The sequence below is a fragment of the Achromobacter sp. 2789STDY5608615 genome (assembly GCF_001298995.1).
GTDB classification, from domain to species: Bacteria; Pseudomonadota; Gammaproteobacteria; order Burkholderiales; family Burkholderiaceae_B; genus Achromobacter; species Achromobacter insuavis.
In genome coordinates this window covers 149,326-175,120 of the sequence record NZ_CYTY01000008.1, presented here as the reverse complement: position 1 = coordinate 175,120, position 25,795 = coordinate 149,326, and the positions used below count along the sequence as shown (strand labels likewise).

Below are 25,795 nucleotides of genomic sequence, written 5' to 3'. Positions count from 1 at the left end.
TCTCAATCTTTGTGCTTCAGTTGTTCCAGCACCGCAAACGGCGACGGACGCTTGACAACGGGCTCTTGGGGAGCTTCGCTGTCCTTGGCCTGCGCGCCCGGGCATACATCATGCTTGGGCACATACGGAACGCTCAGAATGAGCTCATCTTCGATCTGGGCCAACAGATCGAAATGATGCGAACCCACCACCTTTTCAGGCTGGTTGGACACAAAACCTTTTCCTGCGTTTCCTGCTTCCTCGCCGTCCTCATCCTCGTCGTCGAAACCCGCGGCGTGACCGCCGGAGGCAAAGCCGTCGTCGAGGTCGGCTTCGGACTTGACCAGTTGCAGCAGGACCTCGCTGTCCACCGGATAGGCGAACGGCTCATTGCACCGCTGGCACACCACGACCGGATTCGCCCGCACATGAATGTGCAGGAGCGGCTGACCTTGCAGCAACCCGGCCTTGCCCATCTCGCCGCGCACGGACCACGTCACGAGGCCGGCCTCACCCGCCGGTTGCTCGGGAAGTCCGTCAACCGCGCGCGTCAACCGCACAAGAGGTATGGTGCCTTGCGCTTCCTTGCCCGAATGGGCGAATGCGAATGCGTCGATGGGCTTGATGTTCTGTCCTTTCGCACAAGACCGCCGGGCATGCGCATCGCGCACAACCTGCTCATCCCGTGCATTCGCGGCCATCCCAGGGCGCCAAACCGATGACTCGCGCCGGGGTTGCGCCCCGCCCAAAAGTCATGCTGCCCTGCAAAAATGCCGCAAAACGTTAGATAATACTGTGACTTACGTCCCAGCGTCAAATATCGCATGCCCTCACAACCCAGCCTGATCCTCGCTTCCAGCTCGCGCTACCGCAAAGAACTGCTCAGCCGCCTGCGCCTGCCCTTTACCGCCATTTCGCCGGATGTGGACGAAACGCCACAACCGGGCGAATCCCCCGAAGCGCTGGCGCTGCGCCTGTCGGTCGCCAAGGCCATGGTGGTGGCGTCCGCGCATCCGGGCAGCATCGTGATCGGCTCGGATCAGGTGGCGACCGTGGACGGCCAACCCATCGGCAAGCCTGGCGACTTTTCGCGCGCCCAGGCGCAATTGCGGGCACTTTCCGGGCAGATGGTGGAATTTCACAGCGCGTTGGCGGTCACGGACGGTCAACGGGTGGAAAAAGCCGACATCGTCACGCGCTGCCGCTTCCGGCGCCTGTCCGACCAGGCCATCGACGCCTATCTGCGCGCAGAGGAACCCTACGATACCGCAGGCAGCGCCAAGGCGGAAAGCCTGGGCATCGCCCTGATGGAAAGCATCCAGAGCGACGATCCGACCGCCATCATCGGCCTGCCGCTAATCGCCCTGACCACCATGCTGGCCGGGTTCGGGCTCGACCCGCTGGCGGCGCCGGGAGCGCCCGCATGAGCGGCTCGCTGCACCTGATCCCCGTGGGGCTGGGCGAGGCCGCCCTGGAAAGCTGGCTGCCCGCCGACGCGCGCGCCCGGGCCGGCAGCCTGGACACCTACATCGCCGAGAACGCCAAGACGGCGCGCGCCTTCCTCAAGCTGGTGGGCACCACCCGGCCGCTGCAGGAAATCACCATCCACACGCTCAGCGACAAGACCGACGCCGCCGAGATCGGCGCCTGGCTCGAGCCGGTGCGCCGCGGCGCCGACATCGGCCTGGTGTCCGAAGCCGGCTGCCCGGCGGTCGCCGACCCTGGCGCCAAGGTGGTGGACGCCGCCCACCGGCTGGGCATCACCGTCAAGCCCTGGGTCGGCCCCTCCTCCATCCTGCTGGGCCTGATGGCCAGCGGCCTGGACGGCCAGCGCTTCGCCTTCCACGGCTACGCCCCCGTGGACGCCAGCGAGCGCGCCAAACAGCTCAAGGCCTGGGAACAGCACTCCGCCCGGCACAACCAGACGCAACTGCTGATCGAAACCCCCTACCGCAACGCCGCCATGTTCGCGACGCTGCTGGCCAGCCTGAAGGGCGACACCAAGCTGTGCGTGGCCCGCGCGCTGACCACCGCCGACGAATGGATCGCCACGCGCACCATCGCCGACTGGAAAAAGCAGCCCGCCCCGCAGCTGGACAAGATGCCCACCCTGTTCCTGTACCTGGCGCGCTGACCATGATCCGAATTGCCGCCGTATTCCTGGCCCTCGCGGCCCTGGCCGGTTGCGCCCAGCGCGGCCCCGCCGGCCTGAACCTGGACACCTCGGTCACCGCGGCCAGCCAGAGCAGCCGGGTGCGTTTCGTCGTGGTGCACTACACCTCGACCGACGACGCCGTATCGATGAAGCTGCTGTCGCAGGGCAAGGTCAGCGCCCACTACCTGATCGATACCTCCGGGCGCGCCCACCGGCTGGTCGATGAAACCCGCGCCGCCTGGCACGCCGGCGAAAGCGCCTGGTACGGCCTGAACGCCATGAACAGCACCTCGATCGGCATCGAGATCGTCAACCCGGGGTGGACCGACGGCACCGACGGCAAGCCGCAATGGCATGCCTACGGCGACCGCCAGATCCGCGCCCTGACCATCCTGTTGCGCGACATCATCCAGCGCAACGGCATCACGCCCGAGAACGTGGTGGGCCACAGCGACATCGCGCCCCAGCGCAAGGTCGATCCGGGCCCGCTGTTCCCCTGGAAGCAATTGGCCGCGGCCGGCATCGGCCGCTGGTACGACGAAGCCGGCGCCGCCGCGCACCTGGCGCGCCTGCAGGCGCAGGGCACGCCCGACGTCGCCTGGTTCCAGCAACAGTTGCAGCGGCTGGGCTACACCACGCCGCAGAGCGGCACACTGGATCGCGCCACCATCAATGTGCTGGCGGCCTTCCAGATGCACTACCGCCCCGCCCTCCACGACGGTCAGCCCGACGCCGAGACGGCGGCGATCCTGCTGGCCATGCTGTAGCCGGACGGTGCGCGCCGCTCAACCCGGGCGGCGGCGCCACCAGGCGGCCAGCCGCCAGCCCAGCAGCAGCGCCAGCGCCGCGGCGTACAGGATCGGCTGCGACAGGTCGTTCTTGCCGGCCTTGTGCCACCAGTAGTGCAGCACCGCCAGCAGGCCGATCAGGTAGATGGCGCGGTGCAGCTGCTGCCAGCGCCTGCCCAGCTTGCGCATGGCCCATTGGGTCGAGGTGGCCGCCAGCGCCGTCATCAGCACGAAGGCGGCGAACCCCACGGTAATGAAGGGCCGCTCGCCGATGTCCTGCAGCATGGCCGCCGGATCGAAGCCGCGATCCCACCAGACCCAGGCCATGAAATGCATGGCGCCGTAGAAGAACGCGAACAGGCCGCACATGCGGCGCAGGCGCACCAGGGCCGGCTGGCCGGTCAGGCGCCGCAGCGGCGTGATCGCCAGCGTCACAAGCAGGCATACCAGCGTCCAGGTGCCCGACGAGCGGGTCAGGAATTCCACCGGGTTGGCGGTCAGCCCATTGGTGAAGCCCAGCCAGATCCAGCGCGCGAACGGCGCCAGGCCCAACAGGAACAGCCAGGGCTTGAGGCGCCCCACCGCGCGCGCCGACCACTGCGGCTTGCGCGGCGCGGCCACGGCGGCGCCATCAGCCACGGGCGGCTTCAATAGTTGGCCTTCAGATCCATGCCCTGGTAGAGCGACGCGACCTGATCGGCGTAACCGTTGAACATCAGGGTCTTGCGCTTGGGCGTGAACAGGCCGTCCTCGCCGATGCGGCGCTCGGTCGCCTGGCTCCAGCGCGGATGCGGCACGGTCGGATTGACGTTGGCATAGAAGCCGTATTCCTGCGGCGCGGCCTTGACCCACGAGGACACCGGCTGCTTTTCCACCAGGCGGATCTTGACCAGCGACTTGCCCGACTTGAAGCCGTACTTCCAGGGCACGGCCAGCCGCAACGGCGCGCCGTTCTGGTTGGGCAGCACCTTGCCGTAGACGCCGAACACCAGCATGGCCAGCGGATGCATGGCCTCGTCGATGCGCAGGCCCTCGACATAGGGCCAGTCGAGGATGGCGGCGCGCACGCCCGGCATGTTCTCGCGCTGCACGGCGGTCACGAATTCCACGTACTTGGCATTGCCGGTGGGCTCGACCTGCTTGAGCAGCGCCGACAGCGAGTAGCCGACCCACGGGATGACCATGGACCATCCCTCGACGCAGCGCAGCCGGTACACGCGCTCTTCCATGGGCGCCAGCTTGAGCAGCTCGTCGATGTCGAAGGTGCGCGGCTTGCCGACCTCGCCCTCGACGCTGACCGTCCACGGACGGGTCTGCAGCTTGCCGGCGTTGGACGCGGGCTCGCCCTTGTCGACGCCGAATTCGTAGTAGTTGTTGTAGGACGTGATATCAGCGAAGGACGTCTGCTTGTCCATGACGCTGAATGCCGCGTTGGGCTGGCCCGCCAGGCCGCCGGCAGCCGCGCCCTGGGCGAAGGCGCTGCGCGCCGCCCAGCCGGACAGCCCCAGCCCCGCCGCCGCCACGCCCGCGCGCAGGATCAGGTCGCGGCGCGAGCGCCAGACCGCCTCGGTAGTGATGTCGGACGGAACGATGTCATCGGGCCTGCGTATCAACATGGGGATTCTCCTGGGGGCCGGCGCGTGGATTCGCGTCGCTGCCGCCCCGCTCAAACCGTGGACGTTTCGCGACCCCATGATATTCCGCCGGACTGGCCGACGGCGATCAGCAATAGACCGCCCCACCCGCCGGGCGTTCCCGGCGGGACCGACGCCTCGGCCGTCAGGCGGCGGCCAGGGCCCGGCTGAGCAGCCATTCGCGCACCAGCGGCACGCTTTCCAGCACCGCCTGCGGGCCGCAACCCTCAAGTTCCTTCAGGGTATGCGCGCCGTAGGTCACGCCCAGGCCGTGCACGCCGGCGTTGGTGGCCATCTGCATGTCGTGGGAAGTGTCGCCCACCATCACCACGCGGGCCGGATCGACATCCAGCTCGCTCATCAACTCGTGCAGCATGGCCGGATGCGGTTTGCTGAAGGTCTCGTCGGCGGTGCGGGTGGCGTCGAACATGGGGCCCAGGCCGGTCGCGGCCAGGGCGCGGGTCAGGCCGACCCGGCTCTTGCCGGTGGCGACAGCCAGGCGCACATCGCGCTCGGCCAGCGCCGTCAGCAGCTCGGGGACCCCCTCGAACAGGCGCAGTTCGGGGTCGCGCAGCAGGTAATGGGTGCGGTAGCGCTCGAGAAAGCGCGGCAGCATCGCCTGGGTCAGCTGCGGCACGGCGCGGCGCAGCGCGCTTTCCAGCGACAGCCCGATCACCCAGCTGGCGTCGGAGGCCGACGGCACGGGCAGCTCCAGGTCGCGACAGGCGCCCTGGATGGCGGCCACGATGCTGTGCGTGGAATCCATCAGGGTTCCGTCCCAGTCAAAAACGACCAGCGAATACGACATATCAGACCGACTCCAGTTGTTTCAGTATTTTCCGGCAGGCGGGCGGCAATTCGGCGGTCAGCGTCATCGGCTCGCCCGTCAGCGGATGGTTCAGGGTCAATTGGTGGGCATGCAGGAACATGCGGCCAAAGCCCATGCGCGAGAACTCGGCGCGGACCTCGTCGTGGCCGTACTTGTCGTCACCCACGATGGGAAAGCCGCTGGCCGCCAGGTGCACGCGGATCTGGTGGGTGCGCCCGGTGCGCAGTTCCGCGTCCACCAGGCTGTAGCGGCCGAAGCGCTGCTTGAGCGTGATGATGGTGTGGGCGGTCTGGCCGTCGGGATCGACCTTGACGCGGCGTTCGCCGGACTGGGTGGTCCATTTCGACAGCGACAGCTTGATGTGCTGGCGGTCGTTGACCCAGTCGCCCTCGACCAGCGCGTAATAGTGCTTGTCGCTGCGCCCCTCGCGCAGCATGGCGTGCAGGGCCAGCAGCGCGCTGCGCTTCTTGGCGACCATCAGCAGGCCGGAGGTCTCGCGGTCGAGCCGGTGCACCAGCTCCAGGAACTTGGCCTCGGGACGGGCGGCGCGCAGTTGCTCGATCACGCCGAAGGACACGCCGCTGCCGCCGTGCACCGCCACGCCGGCGGGCTTATCCACCACCAGCATCGCGTCATCCTCGAACACCACCGGGAATTCGGCGGCCGGCACCGGCTTGGGCTTGCCCGGGTCGGGCAGGCGCAGCGGCGGAATGCGGACCATATCGCCTTCCGCGACCCGATAGTCGACCGAGATGCGTCCCTTGTTTACCCGGACCTCGCCGCCACGGATGGCCTTGTAGATGTGGGTTTTGGGGACGCCCTTGCACAGGCGCATCAGGTAATTATCCAGGCGCTGGCCGGCGTGTTCGGCCCCCACTTCCACCATGCGGACGGAGGGGGTGGCCATAGGGGAGGAAGTTTCTTTGCGCATTGCGGAAAGCGACATATAATCGGGACAGCCTTAAGGGGCTGAATCAGCCGCTGGCGTAGAGATGCAACTCAAGTACGCAACTCCGTCGAGCGCGTGGGCCGCCATTGTACTGCCTGCTCATTCAACCCCTGGGTCATTTGGTCGCCGGCGCAACCGCGCCCTGCCGGATAGTGGTGTGGCATTCATTTTGCCCGCTGTCCCAGCAGGTCCGTTGCCTGCCGCAAGCGGCTTGAAGCACTGCAAGAATCGTCGCATATTTAAAGCACCAGCTGCGCGTCGGCAACCAATCCGGCCGCAACTGCCGTTCACAGCACATTTCCGTCAAACCACATTCAGTGAAGCTGACCCTCCTGCTGAAAGAACCCCGTGCCCCACGGCACGACGTGCCCGCCTGACCCGCGGCGGATACGCCTGGGCGCCGCCCAGGTACGGTCCGCATCTTCTTGCCCGCTTCAGCCGCAACCCGAGTGGCCCGAGGTCACGCGCCGATATCGGCGCGTCATGACAACGGAGAAACCCTCTCATGAAGCGCATGCTGTTCAATGCGACGCACCAGGAAGAATTACGCGTCGCTATCGTCGATGGGCAAAAACTCATCGACCTCGACATCGAGACTGCCGGCCGCGAACAACGCAAAGGCAACATCTACAAAGGTGTCATCACCCGGATCGAACCCGGCCTCGAAGCCTGCTTCGTCAACTACGGCGAAGACCGCCACGGCTTTCTTCCCTTCAAGGAAGTGGCCCGCAGCTTCTTCAAGGAAGGCGTCGACGTCCGCACCGCCCGCATCCAGGACGCCCTGCGCGAAGGCCAGGAACTGATCGTCCAGGTTGAAAAGGAAGAGCGCGGCAACAAGGGCGCCGCCCTGACCACGTTCATCTCGCTGGCCGGCCGCTACCTGGTCCTGATGCCCAACAACCCCCGTGGCGGTGGCGTTTCGCGCCGCGTCGAGGGCGAGGACCGCCAGGAACTGCGCGACACGATGGAGCAGCTCGAGCTGCCCCAGGGCATGAGCATCATCGCCCGCACCGCCGGCATCGGCCGCAACGTCGAAGAACTGCAATGGGACTTGTCGTACCTGTTGCAGCTCTGGACCGCCATCGACGGCGCCGCGCGCGACAACTCCGCGCCCATCCTGATCTATCTGGAATCGAGCCTGGTCATCCGCGCCATCCGCGATTACTTCTCGCCCGAGATCGGCGAAATCCTGATCGACACGGACGAAATCGCAGACCAGGCCACCGCGTTCATGAGCGTGGTGATGCCGGACAACGTCCAGCGCGTGAAGCGCTACCGCGACGACATCCCGCTGTTCTCGCGCTTCCAGATCGAACACCAGATCGAAACGGCCTACTCGCGCACGGTCACGCTGCCCTCGGGCGGCGCCATCGTCATCGACCACACCGAAGCGCTGGTGTCCGTGGACGTCAACTCGGCCCGCTCGACCCGCGGCGCCGACATCGAGGAAACCGCCCTGCGGACCAACTCGGAAGCCGCCGACGAAGTGGCCCGCCAGCTGCGCTTGCGCGACCTGGGCGGCCTGATCGTCATCGACTTCATCGACATGGAAGACAGCAAGAACCAGCGCGCCGTCGAACAGCGCCTGCGTGACGCCCTCCATTTCGACCGCGCCCGCGTCCAGATGGGCAAGATCTCGCGCTTCGGCCTGATGGAACTGTCGCGCCAGCGCCTGCGTCCGGCCCTGAACGAAGGCTCGCACATCACCTGCCCGCGCTGCAACGGCACCGGCGTGATCCGCGACGCCGAATCCAGCGCCCTGCACGTCCTGCGCCTGCTGCAGGAAGAAGCCATGAAGGAAAACACCGCGGCGGTCCACGCCCAGGTGCCGGTCGACGTGGCGACCTACCTGCTGAACGAAAAGCGCGCCGACATCACCAAGATGGAAGCCCGTCTGAAGGTCAACCTGGTGCTGATCCCCAACAAGCACCTGGAAACGCCGCACCACCACATCGAGCGCCTGCGCCACGACGATCCGCGCCTGGAAGAAGTGAAGACCAGCTTCGAGCTGGTCGAAGCGCCCGCCACGGACGCCCCCTGGCAGCCGCGCGAAAGCGAGATCAAGGCCCGTCCGGAAGCGCTGGTCAAGGGCATCACGCCCTCGCAGCCGGCTCCCGTGTCGACCCCTGCCCCGACGCCCGCCCCCGCGGCCGCGCCGGCGCAATCGGGCGGCCCCGGCCTGCTCAAGCGCCTGTTCGGCTGGCTGACCGGCAACAGCGAGCCCGCCAAGGCCGCGCCCGCCGCCCAGGAAGAGACCGGCGCCAAGCGCGCCGCGTCGCCGGCCCGCGGCAAGGGCCGCAGCGGCCACGACGGCCAGGAACGCCGCGGCGAACGCCACGGTTCCGACCGCAACCGCAACCGTCGCGGTGAATCCCGCGCCGAAGGCGCCGAGGGCAGCGAAGGCGGCCGTCCGCATATCCGCGGCAACCGTCGCCCCGAAGGCGAACGCGGTGAACGCCAGGAACGCGGCGAGCGCCACAACCGCAACGAGCGTGGCGACCGCGATCAGGCCGTGCAGGCCGCGCAAGCCTCGAACCGTCCCGACATCGCCCCGGAAGCCGCTGGCGATGACGCCGGCGCCGGCCGCAACCGCCGTCGCGGCCGTGGCCGCAACCGCCGCGAGGAAGGCCAGGCCGACGCGCCGATGAGCGATCAGGAAAGCATGGTGGCCGCACTGGCCCAGACGGTCGCCACAGCGCTGCCTGAAGCCAAGCTGCCCGCCGCCGACGCCGCGGCCGAGCAGGCCGATGCCGTCGAACAGACCGCCGATGGCGTGCCTACCGCGGAAGGCGCCGAAGCCGGCGCCGATCCGGAACGCAAGCGCCGCCGCCGCCGCAGCCGTCGTGGCCGCCGCAGCCCGGACGAAGCCGGCCTGGCTGGCAGCGACGAGCAGCAGGAAGATGGCATCGACGACGAAGCCGGCGAGCCGGCCTCGGACGTGACCGCCGCGCCCGCGCCGGTGGCCGCCGCTCCGGTGGCATCGCAAGCCGAAACGGCCCCGGCCGAGGCGCAAGCCCCGACCCAGCCGGTCGAGGCCGCGCCGGTTCAAGCCGAGCAGGCTCCCGCTCCGGCGGCCGAGCCCGTGGTCGAGCCGCAGCCCGTGCAGGCCGCCGCGCCCGAAGTGACCGCGCCGGTGGCCGTCGAGCCCGCCAGCCAGGTCTCCGAGCCCGCCGTGCCCGCCACGGCGCCGGTGGAAGCCGCCACGGCCGAACCGGTCGTCGAGCCCATCGTGACGGCGCCCCCCGCCGCGCCGGCCGAACCGGTCGCCGCTCCGGCTCCGGTTGCTGCCCCGGCTCCGGTTGCTGCCCCGGCTCCGGTTGCCGCTCCGGCGCCGGTCGCCGCGCCCGTGGCCGCCGCGCCGGTCAGCGCCCAGCCCATCGTGGTGCCGGCAACGGCTCCGTCGGCCAAGGCCCAGGCCCTGCACGAAGTGGTCAACGCCGCCGGTCTGCAGTGGGTGGAAACCGACCCTGAGCGCCACGCGCAGACGCAGCTGCGCATCGCCGCCGCGCACACGCCGGTGCGCCTGGGCCGCGAGCGCAAGCCGGTGGCGCAGGTCTCGAACGAACCCCTGGTTCAGGTCGAAACCCGCCACTGAAGCAAGCCGCGCAAGCAAAAGCCCCCATCGAATGATGGGGGCTTTTTTTTTCAGATCACGCACCTACGTTCGACAACCTGCTCGACCGCCTCTGCTTCGGGGGCCGGCGAGCAACGCTGGCAGTTGCCGGCGGTCAGCTCGCGCAGCGCGCATTCATCGCGCTTCCGGCCAAGTCTTCAGAACGCGCACACCTTCGGTTCCAGCCCCGGGCCAAAGCTGGATCACGTATCGGTCATCTCCTTCCAGGCCATCTTCATCGAGCGTGTCGAGGCCGGAAAAACTGGCACGCACGCCGAGCGGCCCCACCGTCACGGGAAGTCGCGGCGCGGTGGGCGCGTAATCCGTCAAGCCGGCCAGCACGAGTTGACCCGAGGGACAATCGAACCGGGCCTCGACAACGTGTTGGTAGGCATCGAGATCGGGAGCGGGACGCTGATCGTGCCATTCAACGCGGATCGGCACGGTCATATTGCGCGCTGTCTGGAGGACGACGGCATAGGGCCCGACCATGAGGCGGCGGGCCAACACCTCATCGGTGTAATCGTCAGGCAGGTCGGGATGCCCCTCATCGTGCAGGTAGAGCTGGAAATAGTCGGCGAAGAGCTCGCCTTGATAGAGTATCGAGGATGCCGTTGGACGAGCGGCCATGGGCTGTGTCATCGTGATCACTCCGGTTCGCGAACCCTCAATGGGTGAAAGGCGGCATGCCCCGCCTGGAAATACGCCGCGAATCGCCGGGGCATGGCGCGCACCGTGGTCGAAAAAAACCCTCGTCGCCGAGGGTTTTCGTTTGTCAGGCCGGATCGCGCAGCGATCAGAACTGGTACGTGTAGGTCAGCTGCACCATGTCCAGGCCCGGGTTCGGGCGCTTGATGCTGGCGTTGGAGAAGTGCGAGTAGCGCACGCCGATGCGGTTGTTCGGCGTCAGCAGGAAGCCCATGCCGACGTGGTCGCCGAACTGGAAGGCGGTGCTGATGTTCTCGTCGGCGAAGCGGGTGCGCGAGAACACGGTGGCGCCGATACCGGCTTCGAGGTAGAAACGCTCGCCGGTCCACCAGCGGAACATCGGGATGGCGTTCAGTTGCCAGACGCTGCTCGGCGAACGATCGCCGTCAGCCCACCAGTACGAAGCGCCGAATTCCGGCGTCAGGTCGAGGCGGCCCCAGTTGCCGCCGAATTGGTACGTCCAGATCGACGGGGTTTCGTAGTTCAGCGTCAGGCGCTGGTAGTGGTCACCGATACCGTAGTGCAGGCTCACGCCGCCCTGGGTGCCTTGAGACGACTGCGCGCTGGCAAGGGTAGCGCCACAGGCCAGGGCCAGACCGACAAGGCGGACGAGCATTTTCTTCTTGGTCGACTGCATTGGGAGCAACTCCGTATTTTGTTGGCACGAACACCCGGCAAAAATCACAGGTGACATCGAGTACTACAGAACATAGCAAAAACCGGGCCAGAAGGCTCGCAATATGTCGCAATAAGGCAACATAATCGATGGAAAACACTGTTCCGCTCGGCGGACGAAATGTTGTTGTCATGCTCCTGCCCGCGCGCACGTGAAAACGCCGCCGGCACGATGGCGCGGCGGCGTCCTGGTGGGCCTGCCCCGGACAGGAGGCGGCGGATCGATCAGGCGGCGGTGACGACGTCGGCCGGCTGATTGGTCAGCAGCGCCAGCAGGCGGGCGATTTCCTCGCGCAGCTGACGGCGGTCCACGACCATGTCGATGGCGCCCTTCTGCAGCAGGAACTCGGCGCGCTGGAAGCCTTCGGGCAGCTTCTCGCGCACGGTCTGTTCGATCACGCGCGGACCGGCAAAGCCGATCAGGGCCTTCGGTTCGGCGATGACCACGTCGCCCATGAAGGCGAAGCTGGCGGACACGCCGCCCATGGTGGGATCGGTCAGCACGCTGATGAACGGCAGGCCGGCCGCCGACAGGCGCGTCAGCATGGCGTTGGTCTTGGCCATCTGCATCAGCGACAGCAGGCTTTCCTGCATGCGCGCGCCGCCCGAGGCGGCCACGCAGATGAAGGGCGTCTTGTTGTCGAGCGCGGCCTGGGCGCCGCGCGCGAAGCGCTCGCCGACCACCGAGCCCATGGAACCGCCCATGAACTCGAATTCAAAGCACGCCAGCGTGGCGGGCACGCCGCGGATGGAACCGCTGACCACCACCAGCGCGTCGGTCTCGCCCGTCTGCTTGACGGCTTCGGCCAAGCGCTCGGGGTACTTGCGGGTGTCCTTGAACTTCAGCGTATCCACCGACCGCGTGGACTGGCCGATCTCGACCCGGCCTTCGAGGTCGAGCAGCGACTCGATGCGAGCGCGGGCGCCGATGCGCATGTGGTGGTCGCACTTGGGGCAAACGTGCAGGTTGGCCGCGAGATCTTCGCTGTACAGCACCGTTTCGCACGACGGGCATTTCACCCACAGGCCTTCCGGCACGCGGCGGGCGCCGCTGTCGCTGGTCTTGTTGATGCGAGGCGGCAGGAGTTTTTCGATCCAGCTCATTGTTTGTTCATCCCGTAAGGAGGTCGCGCCAGGCCGTTCAGGCCGACGCGCTCTGTCGTTTTACTTGGTCCAGCGCCTGCCGGATGGTGCGCAGCCAGCCGCTGGCGGCGGCGACTGCGGCGTCGGTTTGCTGGGCGGCGGGGGCGTTGGCCACCGCCTGCTCCATGGTTTCAATCAGTTTGCTGCCGATGACGACCGCGTCGGCCACGGCGGCCACGCGCTGCGCGCTGTCGGCGTCGCGGATGCCGAAGCCCACGCCGACCGGAATGTCGCGCACGTGGCGGCGGATCACGGCCAGGCGCTCGGCCACGTTGTCGGTGTTGAGCGAGCCGGCGCCCGTCACGCCCTTGAGCGACACGTAGTAGACATAACCGCGGGCCACCTTGGCCACGGCCTGGATGCGGTCCTCGGTGGAGGTCGGCGCCAGCAGGAAGATCGGGGCGATGCCGTGGCGGCCGAGGGTTTCGGCGAACTCGACCACCTCTTCGGGCGGATAGTCGACCACCAGGACGCCGTCGACGCCGGCGGCTTCGGCACGGCGGGCGAATTCAGCCTGGCCCATGCGTTCGATGGGATTGGCGTAGCCCATCAGCACCACCGGCGTGGCCGTGTCGCGCTGGCGGAATTCGGTGACCAGGTCGAGCACGCGGCTCAGCCCCACGCCCTGGGCGATGGCGCGGTCGGCGGCGCGCTGGATCACCGGGCCGTCGGCCATGGGATCGGAGAACGGCACGCCCAGTTCCAGGACGTCGGCGCCGGCCTCGACCAGCGCGTGCATCAGGGGAACGGTGGCGGCGGGCGAAGGATCGCCGGCCGCGATGTAGGGGATCAGCGCCGCGGCGCGGCCGGATTCGGCGGTGCGCGCAAAGGCGGCGGCGATGCGATCGGAGCGGGTTGTCGTCATATCAGAGTTCGATACCAGCGCGTTCGGCGACGGTATGCATGTCCTTGTCGCCACGGCCCGACAGATTGACCAGGATGACCGCGTCGCGCGGCAGCGTGGCGGCCATCTTCACGGCCTGGGCGATGGCATGGGAGGATTCCAGCGCCGGCATGATGCCTTCGATGCGGCAGCAGTCGTGGAAGGCCTTGAGGGCTTCATCGTCGGTGATGCCGGCGTATTCGGCGCGGCCGGTATCCTTGAGCCAGGCGTGCTCGGGGCCGACGCCCGGGTAGTCCAGGCCGGCCGAGACCGAGTGCGTTTCCTGGACCTGGCCGTCGGCATCCTGCATGACGTAGGTACGGTTGCCGTGCAGCACGCCGACCTGGCCGGCGGCCAGCGACGCGGCATGCTTGCCGCTGTCCATGCCCTCGCCGGCGGCTTCGACGCCGATCAGGCGCACGTTCTCGTACGGAATGTAGGGGTGGAAGATGCCCATGGCGTTGGAACCGCCGCCGACCGCGGCCACGACGTAGTCGGGCTGGCGGCCGATGGCCTCGGGCATCTGCGTCAGGCATTCATTGCCGATGACGGTCTGGAAGTCGCGCACCATGCGCGGATAGGGGTCGGGACCCGCCACCGTGCCGATGATGTAGAAGGTGTTCTCGATGTTGGTGACCCAGTCGCGCATGGCTTCGTTGAGCGCATCCTTCAGGGTGCGCGAACCGGACGTGACCGGCACCACAGTGGCGCCCAGCAGCTTCATGCGGTAGACGTTGGAGGCCTGGCGGCGGACGTCTTCGCTGCCCATGTAGACCACGCATTCCATGCCGTAGCGGGCGGCCACCGTGGCCGTGGCCACGCCGTGCTGGCCGGCGCCGGTCTCGGCGATGACGCGCGGCTTGCCCATGCGCTTGGCCAGCAGGGCCTGGCCAATGCAGTTGTTGACCTTGTGCGCGCCGGTGTGGTTCAGGTCTTCGCGCTTGAACCAGATCTGGGCGCCGCCCAGCATTTCCGACCAGCGGCGGGCGTGGTAGACCGGGCTGGGGCGGCCGACGAAATGCTTGAGTTCGTAGTTGAACTCTTCCAGGAAGGCGGGATCGGTACGGTAGTGGTCATAGGCGGCGCGCAGCTCGTCGAGCGCGTGCATCAGCGTTTCCGCCACGAAAACACCGCCATAAGGACCGAAATGGCCCTGGGCATCCGGAAAATCGTAAGGTTTCACCAAGCATCTCCCCCGGTATCGCGGCCAACCTCTGCCGGCCGCAAATCCGGTTTGCAACCCGTCATTTTACCTGACGCCGGCCATGGCGGGGGTCGCCCCCGACCCGGCCGGGCGCCCCCCGGGGTGTCCCGGGCGGACGGCCCGGCTGGTCGCCCATGCCGGTCACCCTGGCCGGGTCGCCTCAGAGCGACTGGCCCATGCGGCGCAGGAACGTTTCGCAGGCGGCCAGCTGGTCGAGCGCGACGAATTCGTCGGGCTTGTGCGCCTGTTCGATGTGGCCGGGGCCGCAGACCACCGTGGGGATGCCGATGCCCTGGAACAGGCCGGCTTCGGTGCCGTAGGCGACCTTGCGGGTGGCGCGGTCCTCGGTCAGGGCGCGCACCAGCTGGGTGATGGCGGCTTCCTCGGAGGCCTCCAGGGCGGGCGCGGCGGCGCCGGTCTCGATTTCGATGCTGGCGCCGTCGAATTCGGCCTTCATGCGCGGCAGGAGCTCATCGCGCACGTATTTTTCGACTTCTGCCTGGATCTGGTCGGGTTGCATGCCCGGCAGGTTGCGGAATTCATAGGTGAATTCGCACAGTTCGGGAATGGTGTTGACCGCGATGCCGCCCCGGATCTGGTTGGTCGTCATGGTCGAGAACGGCACGTCGTAGAACTGGTCGTACGGGCCGTTGGCCTTGAAGCTGTCGGCCAGATCGCGGATGCGGCAGATCAGGCGGGCGGCGTATTCGATGGCGTTGCAGCCGCGCGGGGTCAGCGACGAGTGCGCCGCCTTGCCGTGCACCTTGCAGCGGAACAGGTTGATGCCCTTGTGCGCCACCACCACCTGCATGCCGGTGGGCTCGCCCACCACGCAGCCTTCGGGACGGATGCCGCGGTCGTGCAGGTCGGCCAGCATGTACGGCGCGCCGGCGCAGCCGACTTCCTCGTCGTAGGAGAACGCCAGGTGGATCGGCTTCTTGCGCGGCATCGCCAGGAATTCCGGCACCAGCGCCAGCGAGCCGGCGATGAAACCCTTCATGTCGCAGCTGCCGCGGCCGTACAGCAGGCCGTCTTTCTCGACCAGCTTGAACGGGTCGGTGCTCCAGTCCTGGCCGTCGACCGGCACCACGTCGGTATGGCCCGACAGGACGATGCCGCCCTGCTGGTTGCCGTCCTGCGCCGGCAGGGTGGCGAAGAGATTGGCCTTGGTGCGCTCGGGATTGTGCGCCAGCCATGCCTCGACGCCCTGGCCCTTGAGCCAGTCACGGACGGTCTCGATGAGGGCAAGATTGGAATTTCGGCTGGTGGTGTCGAAACCGACCAGCGTCTCCAGCCAGGTGCGCGCGTTCATGTAGCAACTCTCTCGGGGAAAAGAAGGAGTGTAAAGCCAGGACGCGTCCGCGTCCCGCGGTCGCGTGGCCGTCCGAGGCGGACACAGGCCTAGAATGACGCCATTCCAGCCGTAAACCCCCAAAGGAGAATCCGTGCAGCACAAAGCAGTTCCCACGCGCAACATCGTGGCGGCAGTCATTGGCAATGCCCTCGAATGGTATGACTTCCTGGTGTTCGCGTTCATGACGCCGGTCATCTCGAAATTGTTCTTCCCCACCGATCCCAGCGTTCCCGGCAGCGAGCTGAACGCCATCCTGATGACCACCGCGATCTTCGGCGTCGGGTTCTTCATGCGCCCCGTGGGCGGCATCATCCTGGGCCTGTATGGCGACAAGAAGGGCCGCAAGGCGGCGATGGTGCTGGTGACCTCGCTGATGGCCGTGTCCATCGCCCTGATCACCGTGGCGCCGACGTATCACGCGGCCGGCATCCTGGCCCCGATCTTCATCCTCATCGCGCGGCTGCTGCAGGGCTTCTCGGCCGGCGGCGAGTTCGGCACCTCGACCGCCCTGCTGATCGAGATGGCCCCCAATGGCAGGCGCGGCTTCTACGGCTCGTGGCAGATGGCCGGGCAGATGCTGGCGCTGCTGCTGGGCGCGGCCTGCGGCACCCTGATCACCGAGTTCTTCACGCAGGAGCAGATCGCGGCCTGGGCCTGGCGCCTGCCGTTCGCGTTCGGCCTGGTGATTGTGCCGATCGCCATCTATATCCGCCGCAACATCGACGAAACCGACGCCTTCAAGCAGATGAAGGAAGACGAGCGCCAGGCCGCCGCGCGCGGCGAGGTGCAACGCCTGAGCCTGGGCGAGATGGTGCGCGCCCACACGCGCGAAACCCTGATCGGCGTGGGCCTGGTGGTGACGGCGACGGTGTCGATCTACATCACCTTCACCTACCTGGTGACCTACTCGACCCAGATCCTGAAGCTGCCGCTGAACCAGACCTTCCTGGTGCAGATGGCGGGCGCGGCGCTGATGGTGCTGCTGACGCCGTTCATGGGCGCCTGGTCCGACCGCGTCGGCCGTCGGCCGCTGGTGATCGGTTCGCTGATCGGCTACCTGCTGGTGCTGTACCCGCTGTATCACTGGCTGTCGGACGCGCCGTCGATCGGCCGCCTGCTGACCGTGCAGATCGTGGTGTGCTTCTTCGTGTCGGCCTTCTTCGGCGTGTTCAGCACCGTCATGGCGGAGCTGTTCCCGGCGCGGGTGCGCTCGGTCGGGCTGTCACTGGCCTATAACGTGGCGGTGATGATCTTCGGCGGTTTCGCGCAGTTCATCGTGACCTGGCTGATCAAGACCACCGGCTCGCCGATGGCGCCGGCCTACTACGTGATGTTCGGCGTGGCGCTGGGCCTGGTGGCGTCGTTCTTCATGCGTGAACGCGCTCACGAGAACCTGGACCACTGAGCTTCGCCGGGATGCGCCCGGGCCTCGATGGCCCGGGCAGCCGCTTCCGCATTCTGTCCCGCGCGGCCTGCATCCGGGCTCCATCCCGGATGGCCTGCCTTGGGACCTCTCCCTCCAGGATGCCGCGCCGGGCTAGCGGCGCGCCGCCGACGACACGCCCGGCACCTCGGCCAGCGCATCGAGCGCGCGGGCCAGCGATTCGCCGCCGCGCACTTCCACCGTGAACACCATGTGGGCCAGCGACTGCCGGCTCTGCGTGTTCACGCCCACCACGTTCAGGCGCAGGCGCGCGAACACTTCGGACAGATCGCGCAGCAGGCCGGAACGGTCGTGCGCGCGCACGCTGATGTCGACCGGGTAGAACGTGTCGGCCGGGGTCTCGCCCCAGGCCACCTCGATCACCCGCTCGGGTTCGCGCGCGGCCAGCGCCAGGTAGCTGTGGCAGTCGCTGCGGTGGATCGACACGCCGCGCCCGCGCGTCACGAAACCGGCGATGGCATCGGGCGGCGCCGGACGGCAGCAGCGCGCCAGCTGCGTCAGCAGCGAGCCCACCCCCACCACCAGCACCCCGCTCTTGCCGCTCTTCTCGGCGCTGCCGGCGCTGGCGTGGCGCAGCGCCGCCGGCTGCGGCTCGACGGCCGGCCCCGGCTGCTGGAACACGGCATCGATCTGCCGCAGGCTGAATTCTTCCTTGGCCGCGGCGACATAAAGGTCGTCGGCGCGGGCAAAGCCGAGGTTCTGCGCCAGCTGTTCGAGATTGACGGCGGTCTTGCCGAGCCGCTGCAATTCCTTTTCGACCAGCGCCTGGCCTTGCGTGATGCGCTGCTGCAGTTCGATGGCGTTGAACCACATGCGCACCTTGGCGCGGGCCCGCGGGCTGGCCAGGAAACCGAGCTGCGGGTTGAGCCAGTCGCGCGACGGGCCGCCCGACTTGGCCGAGATGATCTCGACCGTCTGGCCGGTGGCCAGGCGCGTCTGCAACGGCACCATCTGGCCGTCGACGCGGGCGCCGCGGCAGCGGTGGCCCAGGTCGGTGTGCAGGTGATAGGCGAAGTCGACCGGCGTGGCGCCGGCCGGCAACTCGATCACGCGCGCCTGCGGCGTCAGCACGTAGATGCGCTCGTCCGTCGGCGCGGGCGCGGCGGCGGCGTGGCGGCTCTTGCCCGGGCCGGACCTGGCGGCGGCCGGCTTTGCCGTCTCGGGCGTGTCGGCGGCGGGCGCATCGCCCGCCTCGACGTCGCTGTTCCAGGCCAGCAGTTGGCGCATCCAGGCCAGTTGCCGGTCGTATTCGCTGGAGGCGGCCACCTGCCCGCCCTTGGCGCCGGCTTCCTTGTAGCGCCAGTGCGCGGCCATGCCGTACTCGGCGAACTGGTGCATCTCGCGGGTGCGGATCTGCACCTCGAACGGGCGGCCGTCGTCGTCGGCCACCACCGTATGCAGCGAGCGGTAGCCGTTGGGCTTGGGCCGCGAGATGTAATCGTCGAACTCGTCGGACAGCGGCGTCCACATCTCGTGGACCATGCCCAGCGCCGTGTAGCAGGCGCGCACGTCGTCGACGATGATGCGCAGCGCGCGCAGGTCGTACATCTGGGAGAAGTCCAGGCGCTTGACCCGCATCTTGTTCCAGATGCTGTAGATGTGCTTGGGCCGGCCGCTGACCTCGGCGTCGATGCCATGCTTGGCCAGCGCCGTCTGCAGGCGCTCGATGGCGCCGGCGATGAAGGCTTCGCGCTCGACCCGCTTTTCCTCGAGCAGGCGGGCGATCTGCTTGTAGCGGTCGGGCTCCAGGAAGCGGAACGCCAGGTCTTCCATTTCCCACTTGATCTGCCAGATGCCCAGGCGGTTGGCCAGCGGCGCGTACAGGTCGAGGGTCTCGCGGGCGAAGTCGGTCGAACAGGGAGTCTTGCTTTCGGCGTGCCAGCGCAGGGTCCGCAGGCGCGAGGCCAGGCGCATCAGGACGATGCGCAGGTCGGCCGCCATGGCCAGCAGCATCTTGCGCTGCATTTCCTTCTGCGAGCCGGTTTCCGCCACCGCGTCGCTGGCCTGCCGCGCCACCACGCCCAGCCGCAGCAGGGCCCGGGTGCCCTGGACCAGGCGCGCAACCTCGGCGCCGAAGGCCGTGGCGACCGGGTCGTTGCGCAGCGCGGGCGCCGGCACGGTCAGGTCGGTCGGCAAGGCCGCGAGCAGGGCCGCGGCGCGCGTGGCCGCATCGGTATGCAGGCCCGCCAGGATCCGCACCACGCCGGCGCCGTGCGAGGCCAGCGGTTCGCCCGTCAGGGCCTGCTGGCCCTCAAAGCGGGGAACCGACCAGGCCACCGCCTGGTCGATAAGCGCAAGGCCATCGGCGTCGAGCCCCGCCCCCGCCTCCTGTCGCCAGGAAGCGTCGAAAGGCGAAGGCGCATCAGGAACGGGCGGGGCGGACATCGCGGGAGTATTGCGGTTACGGTAATCGAAGATTCCGACACTCTACACTAGGAATCAACGCTGAAAACCCCGGCAACCACCGGGCACATATACAAGGAACCCAAGCTTATGTTGCGCTGGCTCAAGGGCCGGGGTGCGCGCGCCGCCGAGGTGGCGCAGATGCAGGCCCGGATCGCGCCCGAACTCTGGCGGCAGGTGCTGGACGCCCACCCCTTCCTGGCGGCGCTGGACGCCGATGAATCCGCGCAGTTGCTGGCGCGCTCGGCCTGGCTGCTGGCCAGCAAGACGATCAATGGCGCCCAGGGCCTGGAGGTCACCGACTTCATGCGGCTGTCTATCGCCGCCCAGGCCAGCCTGCCGATCCTGAACCTGACGCCCACGCTGTACGAGGGCTGGGACGAAATCATCGTGTATCCGGCCGGATTCCGCATCCCGCGCAAGCAGATGGACGAGGACGGCGTGATGCACGAATACCTGGAGGATGCCGCCGGCGAGGCCTGGGACGGCGGCCCGCTGGTGCTGTCCTGGGAGGACACGCAACTGTCCGAAGGCGGCTTCAACGTGGTGATCCACGAGTTCGCGCACAAGCTCGACCTGCAATCCGGCTTTGCCGACGGCATGCCGTCGCTGGCGGCGCACGGCGATCTCAAGCCGCGCGACTGGCGCCGCGTCCTGGACGACAGCCTGGACCGCTTCATCGCCGCGGTGGACGCGGTGGAGGCCGCCATTCCGCACGACGTGGATCCGGAAAGCGCCGAGGCCGACGCCTGGTACGGCCGCTTGCCGCTCGACCCTTACGCCGCCACCGACGAGGCCGAGTTCTTCGCCGTCAGTTCCGAGCACTTCTTCGTCGATCCCCACCCGATGGCCGAGGCGCTGCCGGAATGGTTCGGCCTGCTGCGCGCCTATTACCGCCAGGACCCCCTGGCGCGCTACGCATGAAACGGCTGCTGATCGTGTGGCACTCCCGCACCGGCGCGGCCCGCCAGATGGCCGAGGCCGCCGCCCGGGGCGCGGCCGCGGCGGCGGCGCTGCTGGAACAGCCGGACGAGCTGGCGGTGACGCTGCGCCGCGCCGCGGATGCCGGGGTGGACGAGGTGCTGGCCAGCGACGGCTTGCTGTTCTGCGCGCCGGAGAACCTGGCCAGCCTGAGCGGCGAAATGAAGGAATTCTTCGACCGCTGCTACTACGGCGCGCTGGACCGCATCGCCGGCCGCCCCTACGCCTGCCTGGTCAGCGCCGGCAGCGATGGCGCCGGCGCGGCGCGCCAGGTGGAGCGCATCTGCACCGGCTGGCGCCTGCGGGCCGTGGCTCCGCCGCTGATCGTCAACCTGGGCGCACAGACGCCGCAACAGATCGCCGCCCCCAAGACCGTCGCGCCGGCCGAGCTGGCGCGCTGCGAGGAAGCCGGCGGCCTGCTCGCGGGCCTGCTGCTGACGGCGGGGTGACGCCACGCGAAGCGTCCAGGAATAAAAAAAGCCCTCCGGCCTGCCGGAGGGCTTTTCATCGTGCGTCCGCGCCGATCAGGCGATGGCGGCGGTGACGACGATCTCGACCTTGAAGTCGGGGTTGGCCAGGCGGGCCTCGACGGTGGCGCGCGGGGGCGAGTTGCCGTCGGCGACCCAGGCGTCCCAGGCCTTGTTCATGCCGTCGAATTCCTTCATGTTGGCCACGTAGATCTGGGCCATCAGGATTTTGGTCTTGTCGGTGCCGGCTTCGGCCAGCAGGCGATCGATGGTGGCGAGCACTTGCTCGGTCTGGCCGGTGATGTCCAGCGTGGAATCGTCCGGCACCTGGCCCGCCAGGTACGCGACGCCGTTGTAGACGGCCATGTCCGACAGGCGCTTGGCGACGTGGAAGCGCTTGATGCTGCTCATGAATATTCCCCTAATGACGAGTTGCGGGTTGAACAATGCGAAGAATGGCGAACTTTACCCTGCCCGGGCCGGGCCCCGCTAGGCGGGCGGCAGCTGGAACACCTGGCGCAGATAGGCCAGGTAGGCCGGATCGTCGCACATGGTCTTCTCGGGCGCGTCGGACACCTTGGCCACCGGCTGGCCGTTGCAGCGGACCATCTTCATGACGATCTGCAGCGGTTCGTGGCCCAGGTCGTTGGTCAGGTTGGTGCCGATGCCGAACGAGACCTTGCAGCGCCCGGCGAACTGGCGCGCCAGTTCGATGGCGCGCGGGAAGGTCAGCGAATCCGAGAACACCAGCGTCTTGGCGCGCGGGTCGACGCGGTTCTTGCGGTAGTGCTCGAGCAGCCGCTCGCCCCAGACGAAGGGATCGCCCGAGTCGTGCCGCGCGCCGTCGAACAGCTTGCAGAAATACATGTCGAAGTCGCGCAGGAAGGCGTCCATGCCATAGACGTCCGACAGCGCGATGCCGAGGTCGCCGCGGTATTCCTTGGCCCACACCTCCAGCGCGAACACCTGCGAATCGCGCAGCCGCGGACCCAGCGCCTGGCAGGCCTGCAGGTATTCGTGGCCCATGGTGCCCAGCGGCAGCACCTCGTGCTGCTTGGCCAGCAGCACGTTGCTGGTGCCGGCGAAGTGCGGACCCATCTGAGCCTTCATGGTCGAGACGATCTCTTCGTGCCAGACCTTGGAGAAACGGCGCCGGGTGCCGTATTCGGCCACGCGGAAATCGGCCAGCGCCGGGTCGTCCAGCACCAGGTGCATCTTGGATTGCAGGCGCTTGCGGCCCTCGGCCCAGTCCGGGTTCTTGCGCGTGTTGCGGAAGTAGACCTCGTTGACGATGGCCAGCACCGGGATCTCGAAGAGGATGGTGTGCAGCCAGGGGCCCTTGACCTCGATGCTGATCTCGCCCGGCCCCTCGCCCTCTTCGATGCTGATGCAGCGCTCGGGCAGATGGAACAGTTCGAGGAAATCGACGAAGTCGCTTTTGATGAAACGCAAGCCACCCAGATATTTAAGTTCGTCCTCGGTGAAGCGCAGCTGGCACAGCTGGTGCACTTCTTCGCGGATTTCATCCAGGTAGGGACGCAGGTTGACCCCGCGCGTGCGGCACTTGTAACGGTACTCGACCTGGGCAGCGGGAAACTGATGCAGCACCACCTGCATCATGCTGAATTTGTACAGGTCGGTGTCGAGCAGCGAGGTGATTATCATGATTACGCGTATCGTTTCGCGACACCATAGCACAGCGGGACCCCGCAATACCCCAATGCGCCACGATGTCAACACGGGTATTGGCGGCGGTTTGGCGCCGCATTGGGTAAAATCCGCCCAACAAGACACAAATGCCGCCTGCCCGGAGTTCCTGAGAATGACCCACGTAGTCACCGAAAACTGTATCAAGTGCAAGTACACCGATTGCGTCGACGTATGCCCGGTGGACTGTTTTCGTGAGGGTCCGAACTTCCTGGTGATCGACCCCGACGAGTGCATCGACTGTGCCGTGTGCATCCCCGAATGCCCGGCCAACGCCATCTACGCCGAGGAAGACGTGCCGCAGGACCAGCTCAACTTCATCGCCCTGAACGCCGAGCTCTCGCCCGAGTTCGCCAGCATCAGCCGCGCCAAGAAGCCGCTGCCCGACGCCGACGAATGGAACGGCAAGCAGGACAAGCTGCAATACCTGGAAAAATAATCCGCGAGCGCGGGGCCGCCCAGGCCTCGCGACGCGCGATGCCCCGATGACCGACGATTCCAAATACACGCGCCAGACCGTTACCCACGTCCATACCTGGGTGCCCGACAAGCTGTTCTCGGTGCGCGTCACGCGCGACGACGCGTATGCCTTCCAGCCGGGCCAGTTCGCCCGGGTCGGTCTGCCCGGCGCCGAGGATCCCGCCGGCCCGCCCACCCTGTGGCGCGCCTACTCGATGGTGTCGGCCCCGCACCAGCCCTGGCTGGAGTTCTATTCCATCGTGGTGCCCGAGGGCCTGTTCAGCCCGCGCATGGCGCGGCTGCAGCCGGGCGACGCGCTCTATGTCGAAAAAGCGCCCTACGGCTTCCTGACGCTGGAGCGCTTCGCGCCCGGCGGCGACCTCTGGCTGCTGGCCTCCGGCACCGGCCTGTCGGCCTACCTGTCGATCCTGCGCGATCCGGCCGTCTGGCGCGCCTATCGCCGCATCGTGCTGGTGCACGGCGTGCGCACCGCGGCGGAGCTGGCCTACCGCGAGGAAATCGAAGGCTGGCGCAATGATCCGTCCCTGAGCGAGCTGTTCGCGGCCGAACCGGACAAGCTGATCTACCTTCCCATCGCCACCCGCGAGGCGCTGCCCGGCATGCCGCAGGCGCGCCTGACCACCCTGATCGCCGACGGCGGACTGGAACGCCTGGCGGGCCTGCCGCTGGACCCGGAGCAAGCGAAGATCATGCTTTGCGGCAATCCGGACATGCTGGCCGATGCCCGCAAGTTGCTGGGCGAACGCGGTTTCAAGCCGGGCCGCCGCGGCATCCCCGGCAACCTCGCGGTGGAAAACTACTGGTGAGTCCCCGCCCCAGTCGGATCGGCCCCTGGCCCGTCCGGCCTAGGACGGAAATCCCCCTTTTTATGCCGCCGGCGCCCCTGGATTCCGCCCTAAACTGGTGCGCAAGGGATGACGGGTCGCATTTTCGCAACACAAAATCCGGTTTTCGGGCGCTTTCGTCAGACAAATTGGAAATACCGTTACTCCCCGGCGCAATAATCGGGGCACACGCACGACCCAGAAGGACTTCCCCAAATGCTGTACCAATTGCACGAAATGCAGCGCGCCTTCCTGACTCCGTTCGCTGCTTTCACGGATGCCGGTTCCCAGCTGTTCTCCAGCCCCTATAGCCCCCTCGCCTACACTCCGATCTCGCGCCAGATGGCCGCGGGATACGAGCTGATGACGCGCATCGGCAAGGAATACCAGAAACCCGCCTGGAACCTGCCGGCCACGGACATCAACGGCAAGTCGGTGCGGGTCACCGAATCGGTCGTGCTGGACAAGCCCTTCTGCCGCCTGGTGCACTTCCACCGCGACGTGCGCCAGACCCCGCAGGACGATCCCAAGGTGCTGCTGGTGGCGCCGCTGTCCGGCCACCACGCCACGCTGCTGCGCGACACCGTGCGCGCCCTGCTGCCCGGCCATGACGTCTACGTCACCGACTGGATCGACGCGCGCATGGTGCCGCTGTCGGCCGGCCCGTTCCACCTGAACGACTACGTGCGCTACGTGCAGGATTTCATCCGCCACCTGGGGCCGGACGTGCACGTGATCTCGGTCTGCCAGCCCACGGTGCCGGTGCTGGCCGCCGTGTCGCTGATGGCCTCGGCCAACGATCCCTGCCAGCCGCGCAGCATGGTCATGATGGGCGGCCCGATCGATCCGCGCCAGTCGCCCACGCAAGTGAACCGCCTGGCCACCACCAAGCCCTATTCGTGGTTCGAGAACCAGGTCATCCACCCGGTGCCGCCGCGCTATCCGGGGTCGGGCCGCAAGGTCTACCCGGGCTTCCTGCAGCACGCCGGCTTCATGGCCATGAATCCCGACCGCCACATGAAGTCGCACTACGACTTCTACCTGGACCTGCTGCGCGGCGACGACAGCGACGCCGAGGCCCACCGCCGCTTCTACGACGAATACAACGCCGTGCTGGACATGCCGGCCGAGTTCTACCTGGACACCATCCGCATGGTGTTCCAGGAATTCGCGCTGCCCAACGGCACCTGGGAAGTCGACGGCCAGCTGGTGCGCCCGGCCGACATCAAGAAGGTGGCGCTGTTCACCATCGAAGGCGAGCTGGACGACATTTCCGGCCAGGGCCAGACGCGCGCGGCCATCAAGCTGTGCAAGAACATCCCGGCCGACCGCAAGATGCACTACACCGCTCCTAACTGCGGCCACTACGGGATTTTCTCGGGCCGCCGCTGGCGCGAAATGATCTGTCCTAAAATCGCGGAATTCATCCGGCAGTCGGCCTAGGGCGATCCGTCCTTGCCGAACCGTAGTCCACGGGGCCTGAAGGGCCCCGTTTGTTTTGATGCCCGACGGGCATTGCCTGTTTTCCCGCCCGCGCGGCCACGCCCGGTTTCGCGCCCGCGCGGCGCCTTACGC

The 25,795-nt window shown here is 67.6% G+C and carries 24 protein-coding genes; 10 read left to right on the top strand and 14 right to left on the bottom strand.

The genetic code is table 11. The features are described 5' to 3' along the window. Positions 1-2: 2 nt before the first annotated feature. Positions 3-680, bottom strand: a complete 678-nt coding sequence (locus AOZ49_RS09605; protein ID WP_231690288.1) for a YceD family protein — start codon at positions 678-680, stop codon at positions 3-5. A 123-nt stretch (positions 681-803) separates the two neighbouring features. Between AOZ49_RS09605 and AOZ49_RS09600 the strand changes: the two genes are divergently transcribed. Genes AOZ49_RS09600 through AOZ49_RS09590 form a run of 3 tightly spaced genes read left to right on the top strand, consistent with a single transcriptional unit; the run spans position 804 to position 2,901 of the window. Beyond that, the gene (locus AOZ49_RS09600; RefSeq protein ID WP_054429595.1) at positions 804-1,406 is read left to right on the top strand and encodes a Maf-like protein; all 603 of its coding nucleotides are present in this window, start codon (positions 804-806) and stop codon (positions 1,404-1,406) included. Beyond that, complete coding sequence (locus AOZ49_RS09595; RefSeq protein WP_054474964.1) at positions 1,403-2,113, top strand: SAM-dependent methyltransferase; 711 nt, start codon at positions 1,403-1,405, stop codon at positions 2,111-2,113. The genes AOZ49_RS09600 and AOZ49_RS09595 overlap by 4 nt, the downstream gene beginning before the upstream one ends. Further along, positions 2,110-2,901, top strand: a complete 792-nt coding sequence (locus tag AOZ49_RS09590) for an N-acetylmuramoyl-L-alanine amidase (protein WP_369815783.1) — start codon at positions 2,110-2,112, stop codon at positions 2,899-2,901. Before AOZ49_RS09595 ends, AOZ49_RS09590 begins: the two co-directional genes overlap by 4 nt. Positions 2,902-2,919: 18 nt before the next feature. Here AOZ49_RS09590 and msrQ read toward each other — a convergent pair whose 3' ends face one another. From msrQ to AOZ49_RS09570, 4 genes are all read right to left on the bottom strand, one after another. After that, positions 2,920-3,573, bottom strand: coding sequence for a protein-methionine-sulfoxide reductase heme-binding subunit MsrQ (gene msrQ / locus AOZ49_RS09585; RefSeq protein WP_054474959.1), 654 nt, complete (start codon positions 3,571-3,573; stop codon positions 2,920-2,922). Beyond that, positions 3,570-4,538: a protein-methionine-sulfoxide reductase catalytic subunit MsrP gene (msrP, locus tag AOZ49_RS09580; RefSeq protein ID WP_054474957.1), complete on the bottom strand. Its 969-nt coding sequence runs from the start codon at positions 4,536-4,538 to the stop codon at positions 3,570-3,572. The genes msrQ and msrP overlap by 4 nt, the downstream gene beginning before the upstream one ends. A gap of 163 nt (positions 4,539-4,701) precedes the next feature. After that, a complete protein-coding gene (locus AOZ49_RS09575) occupies positions 4,702-5,364 on the bottom strand; it encodes an HAD family hydrolase (protein ID WP_054429600.1) in 663 nt (220 codons plus the stop codon). Between the two features lies 1 nt (position 5,365). Further along, positions 5,366-6,331 carry an RluA family pseudouridine synthase gene (locus AOZ49_RS09570; RefSeq protein WP_100505113.1) on the bottom strand — a complete coding sequence of 322 codons (966 nt, stop codon included), beginning with the start codon at positions 6,329-6,331 and terminating at the stop codon, positions 5,366-5,368. Between the two features lie 508 nt (positions 6,332-6,839). Between AOZ49_RS09570 and AOZ49_RS09565 the strand changes: the two genes are divergently transcribed. Next, the gene (locus AOZ49_RS09565) at positions 6,840-9,929 is read left to right on the top strand and encodes an Rne/Rng family ribonuclease (protein WP_054474956.1); all 3,090 of its coding nucleotides are present in this window, start codon (positions 6,840-6,842) and stop codon (positions 9,927-9,929) included. Between the two features lie 153 nt (positions 9,930-10,082). Here the strand turns inward: AOZ49_RS09565 and AOZ49_RS09560 are convergent, their stop codons facing one another. The 6 genes from AOZ49_RS09560 to argE form a co-directional block, all read right to left on the bottom strand. Further along, positions 10,083-10,589 (bottom strand): hypothetical protein, encoded by a 507-nt coding sequence (locus AOZ49_RS09560; protein ID WP_082380376.1) that lies wholly within the window; start codon positions 10,587-10,589, stop codon positions 10,083-10,085. Between the two features lie 154 nt (positions 10,590-10,743). After that, complete coding sequence (locus AOZ49_RS09555; protein WP_054429602.1) at positions 10,744-11,292, bottom strand: acyloxyacyl hydrolase; 549 nt, start codon at positions 11,290-11,292, stop codon at positions 10,744-10,746. Between the two features lie 263 nt (positions 11,293-11,555). Continuing rightward, the gene (gene accD / locus AOZ49_RS09550; protein ID WP_054429603.1) at positions 11,556-12,434 is read right to left on the bottom strand and encodes an acetyl-CoA carboxylase, carboxyltransferase subunit beta; all 879 of its coding nucleotides are present in this window, start codon (positions 12,432-12,434) and stop codon (positions 11,556-11,558) included. 37 nt (positions 12,435-12,471) lie between these two features. After that, positions 12,472-13,338 (bottom strand): tryptophan synthase subunit alpha, encoded by an 867-nt coding sequence (gene trpA / locus AOZ49_RS09545; protein ID WP_054429604.1) that lies wholly within the window; start codon positions 13,336-13,338, stop codon positions 12,472-12,474. A 1-nt stretch (position 13,339) separates the two neighbouring features. Beyond that, positions 13,340-14,539 (bottom strand): tryptophan synthase subunit beta, encoded by a 1,200-nt coding sequence (gene trpB, locus AOZ49_RS09540; protein WP_054429702.1) that lies wholly within the window; start codon positions 14,537-14,539, stop codon positions 13,340-13,342. Positions 14,540-14,720: 181 nt separating this feature from the next. After that, on the bottom strand, positions 14,721-15,872 hold the full coding sequence (argE, locus tag AOZ49_RS09535) for an acetylornithine deacetylase (RefSeq protein WP_054429605.1): 1,152 nt from the start codon (positions 15,870-15,872) through the stop codon (positions 14,721-14,723). A 133-nt stretch (positions 15,873-16,005) separates the two neighbouring features. Between argE and AOZ49_RS09530 the strand changes: the two genes are divergently transcribed. Next, complete coding sequence (locus tag AOZ49_RS09530; RefSeq protein WP_054474955.1) at positions 16,006-17,319, top strand: MFS transporter; 1,314 nt, start codon at positions 16,006-16,008, stop codon at positions 17,317-17,319. Between the two features lie 132 nt (positions 17,320-17,451). Here AOZ49_RS09530 and AOZ49_RS09525 read toward each other — a convergent pair whose 3' ends face one another. Further along, positions 17,452-19,743: a RelA/SpoT family protein gene (locus AOZ49_RS09525; protein ID WP_054474954.1), complete on the bottom strand. Its 2,292-nt coding sequence runs from the start codon at positions 19,741-19,743 to the stop codon at positions 17,452-17,454. Positions 19,744-19,851: 108 nt separating this feature from the next. Between AOZ49_RS09525 and AOZ49_RS09520 the strand changes: the two genes are divergently transcribed. Then, positions 19,852-20,685: a M90 family metallopeptidase gene (locus AOZ49_RS09520; RefSeq protein WP_054474953.1), complete on the top strand. Its 834-nt coding sequence runs from the start codon at positions 19,852-19,854 to the stop codon at positions 20,683-20,685. After that, entirely contained in the window at positions 20,682-21,191 is a 510-nt protein-coding gene (locus AOZ49_RS09515) for a flavodoxin family protein (RefSeq protein ID WP_054429609.1), read from the top strand. Before AOZ49_RS09520 ends, AOZ49_RS09515 begins: the two co-directional genes overlap by 4 nt. A 75-nt stretch (positions 21,192-21,266) precedes the next feature. Here AOZ49_RS09515 and AOZ49_RS09510 read toward each other — a convergent pair whose 3' ends face one another. Beyond that, complete coding sequence (locus tag AOZ49_RS09510; protein WP_054429610.1) at positions 21,267-21,620, bottom strand: RidA family protein; 354 nt, start codon at positions 21,618-21,620, stop codon at positions 21,267-21,269. A gap of 78 nt (positions 21,621-21,698) precedes the next feature. Continuing rightward, a complete protein-coding gene (gene pncB, locus AOZ49_RS09505; RefSeq protein WP_054429611.1) occupies positions 21,699-22,874 on the bottom strand; it encodes a nicotinate phosphoribosyltransferase in 1,176 nt (391 codons plus the stop codon). Between the two features lie 157 nt (positions 22,875-23,031). Between pncB and fdxA the strand changes: the two genes are divergently transcribed. The 3 genes from fdxA (at position 23,032) to AOZ49_RS09490 (ending at position 25,663) form a co-directional block, all read left to right on the top strand. Further along, positions 23,032-23,355 carry a ferredoxin FdxA gene (gene fdxA / locus AOZ49_RS09500; RefSeq protein WP_006389264.1) on the top strand — a complete coding sequence of 108 codons (324 nt, stop codon included), beginning with the start codon at positions 23,032-23,034 and terminating at the stop codon, positions 23,353-23,355. A 46-nt stretch (positions 23,356-23,401) separates the two neighbouring features. After that, positions 23,402-24,202, top strand: a complete 801-nt coding sequence (locus AOZ49_RS09495) for a ferredoxin--NADP reductase (protein WP_054429612.1) — start codon at positions 23,402-23,404, stop codon at positions 24,200-24,202. 234 nt (positions 24,203-24,436) lie between these two features. Next, a complete protein-coding gene (locus AOZ49_RS09490) occupies positions 24,437-25,663 on the top strand; it encodes a polyhydroxyalkanoate depolymerase (RefSeq protein WP_054429613.1) in 1,227 nt (408 codons plus the stop codon). The last annotated feature ends 132 nt before the right edge of the window (positions 25,664-25,795 follow it).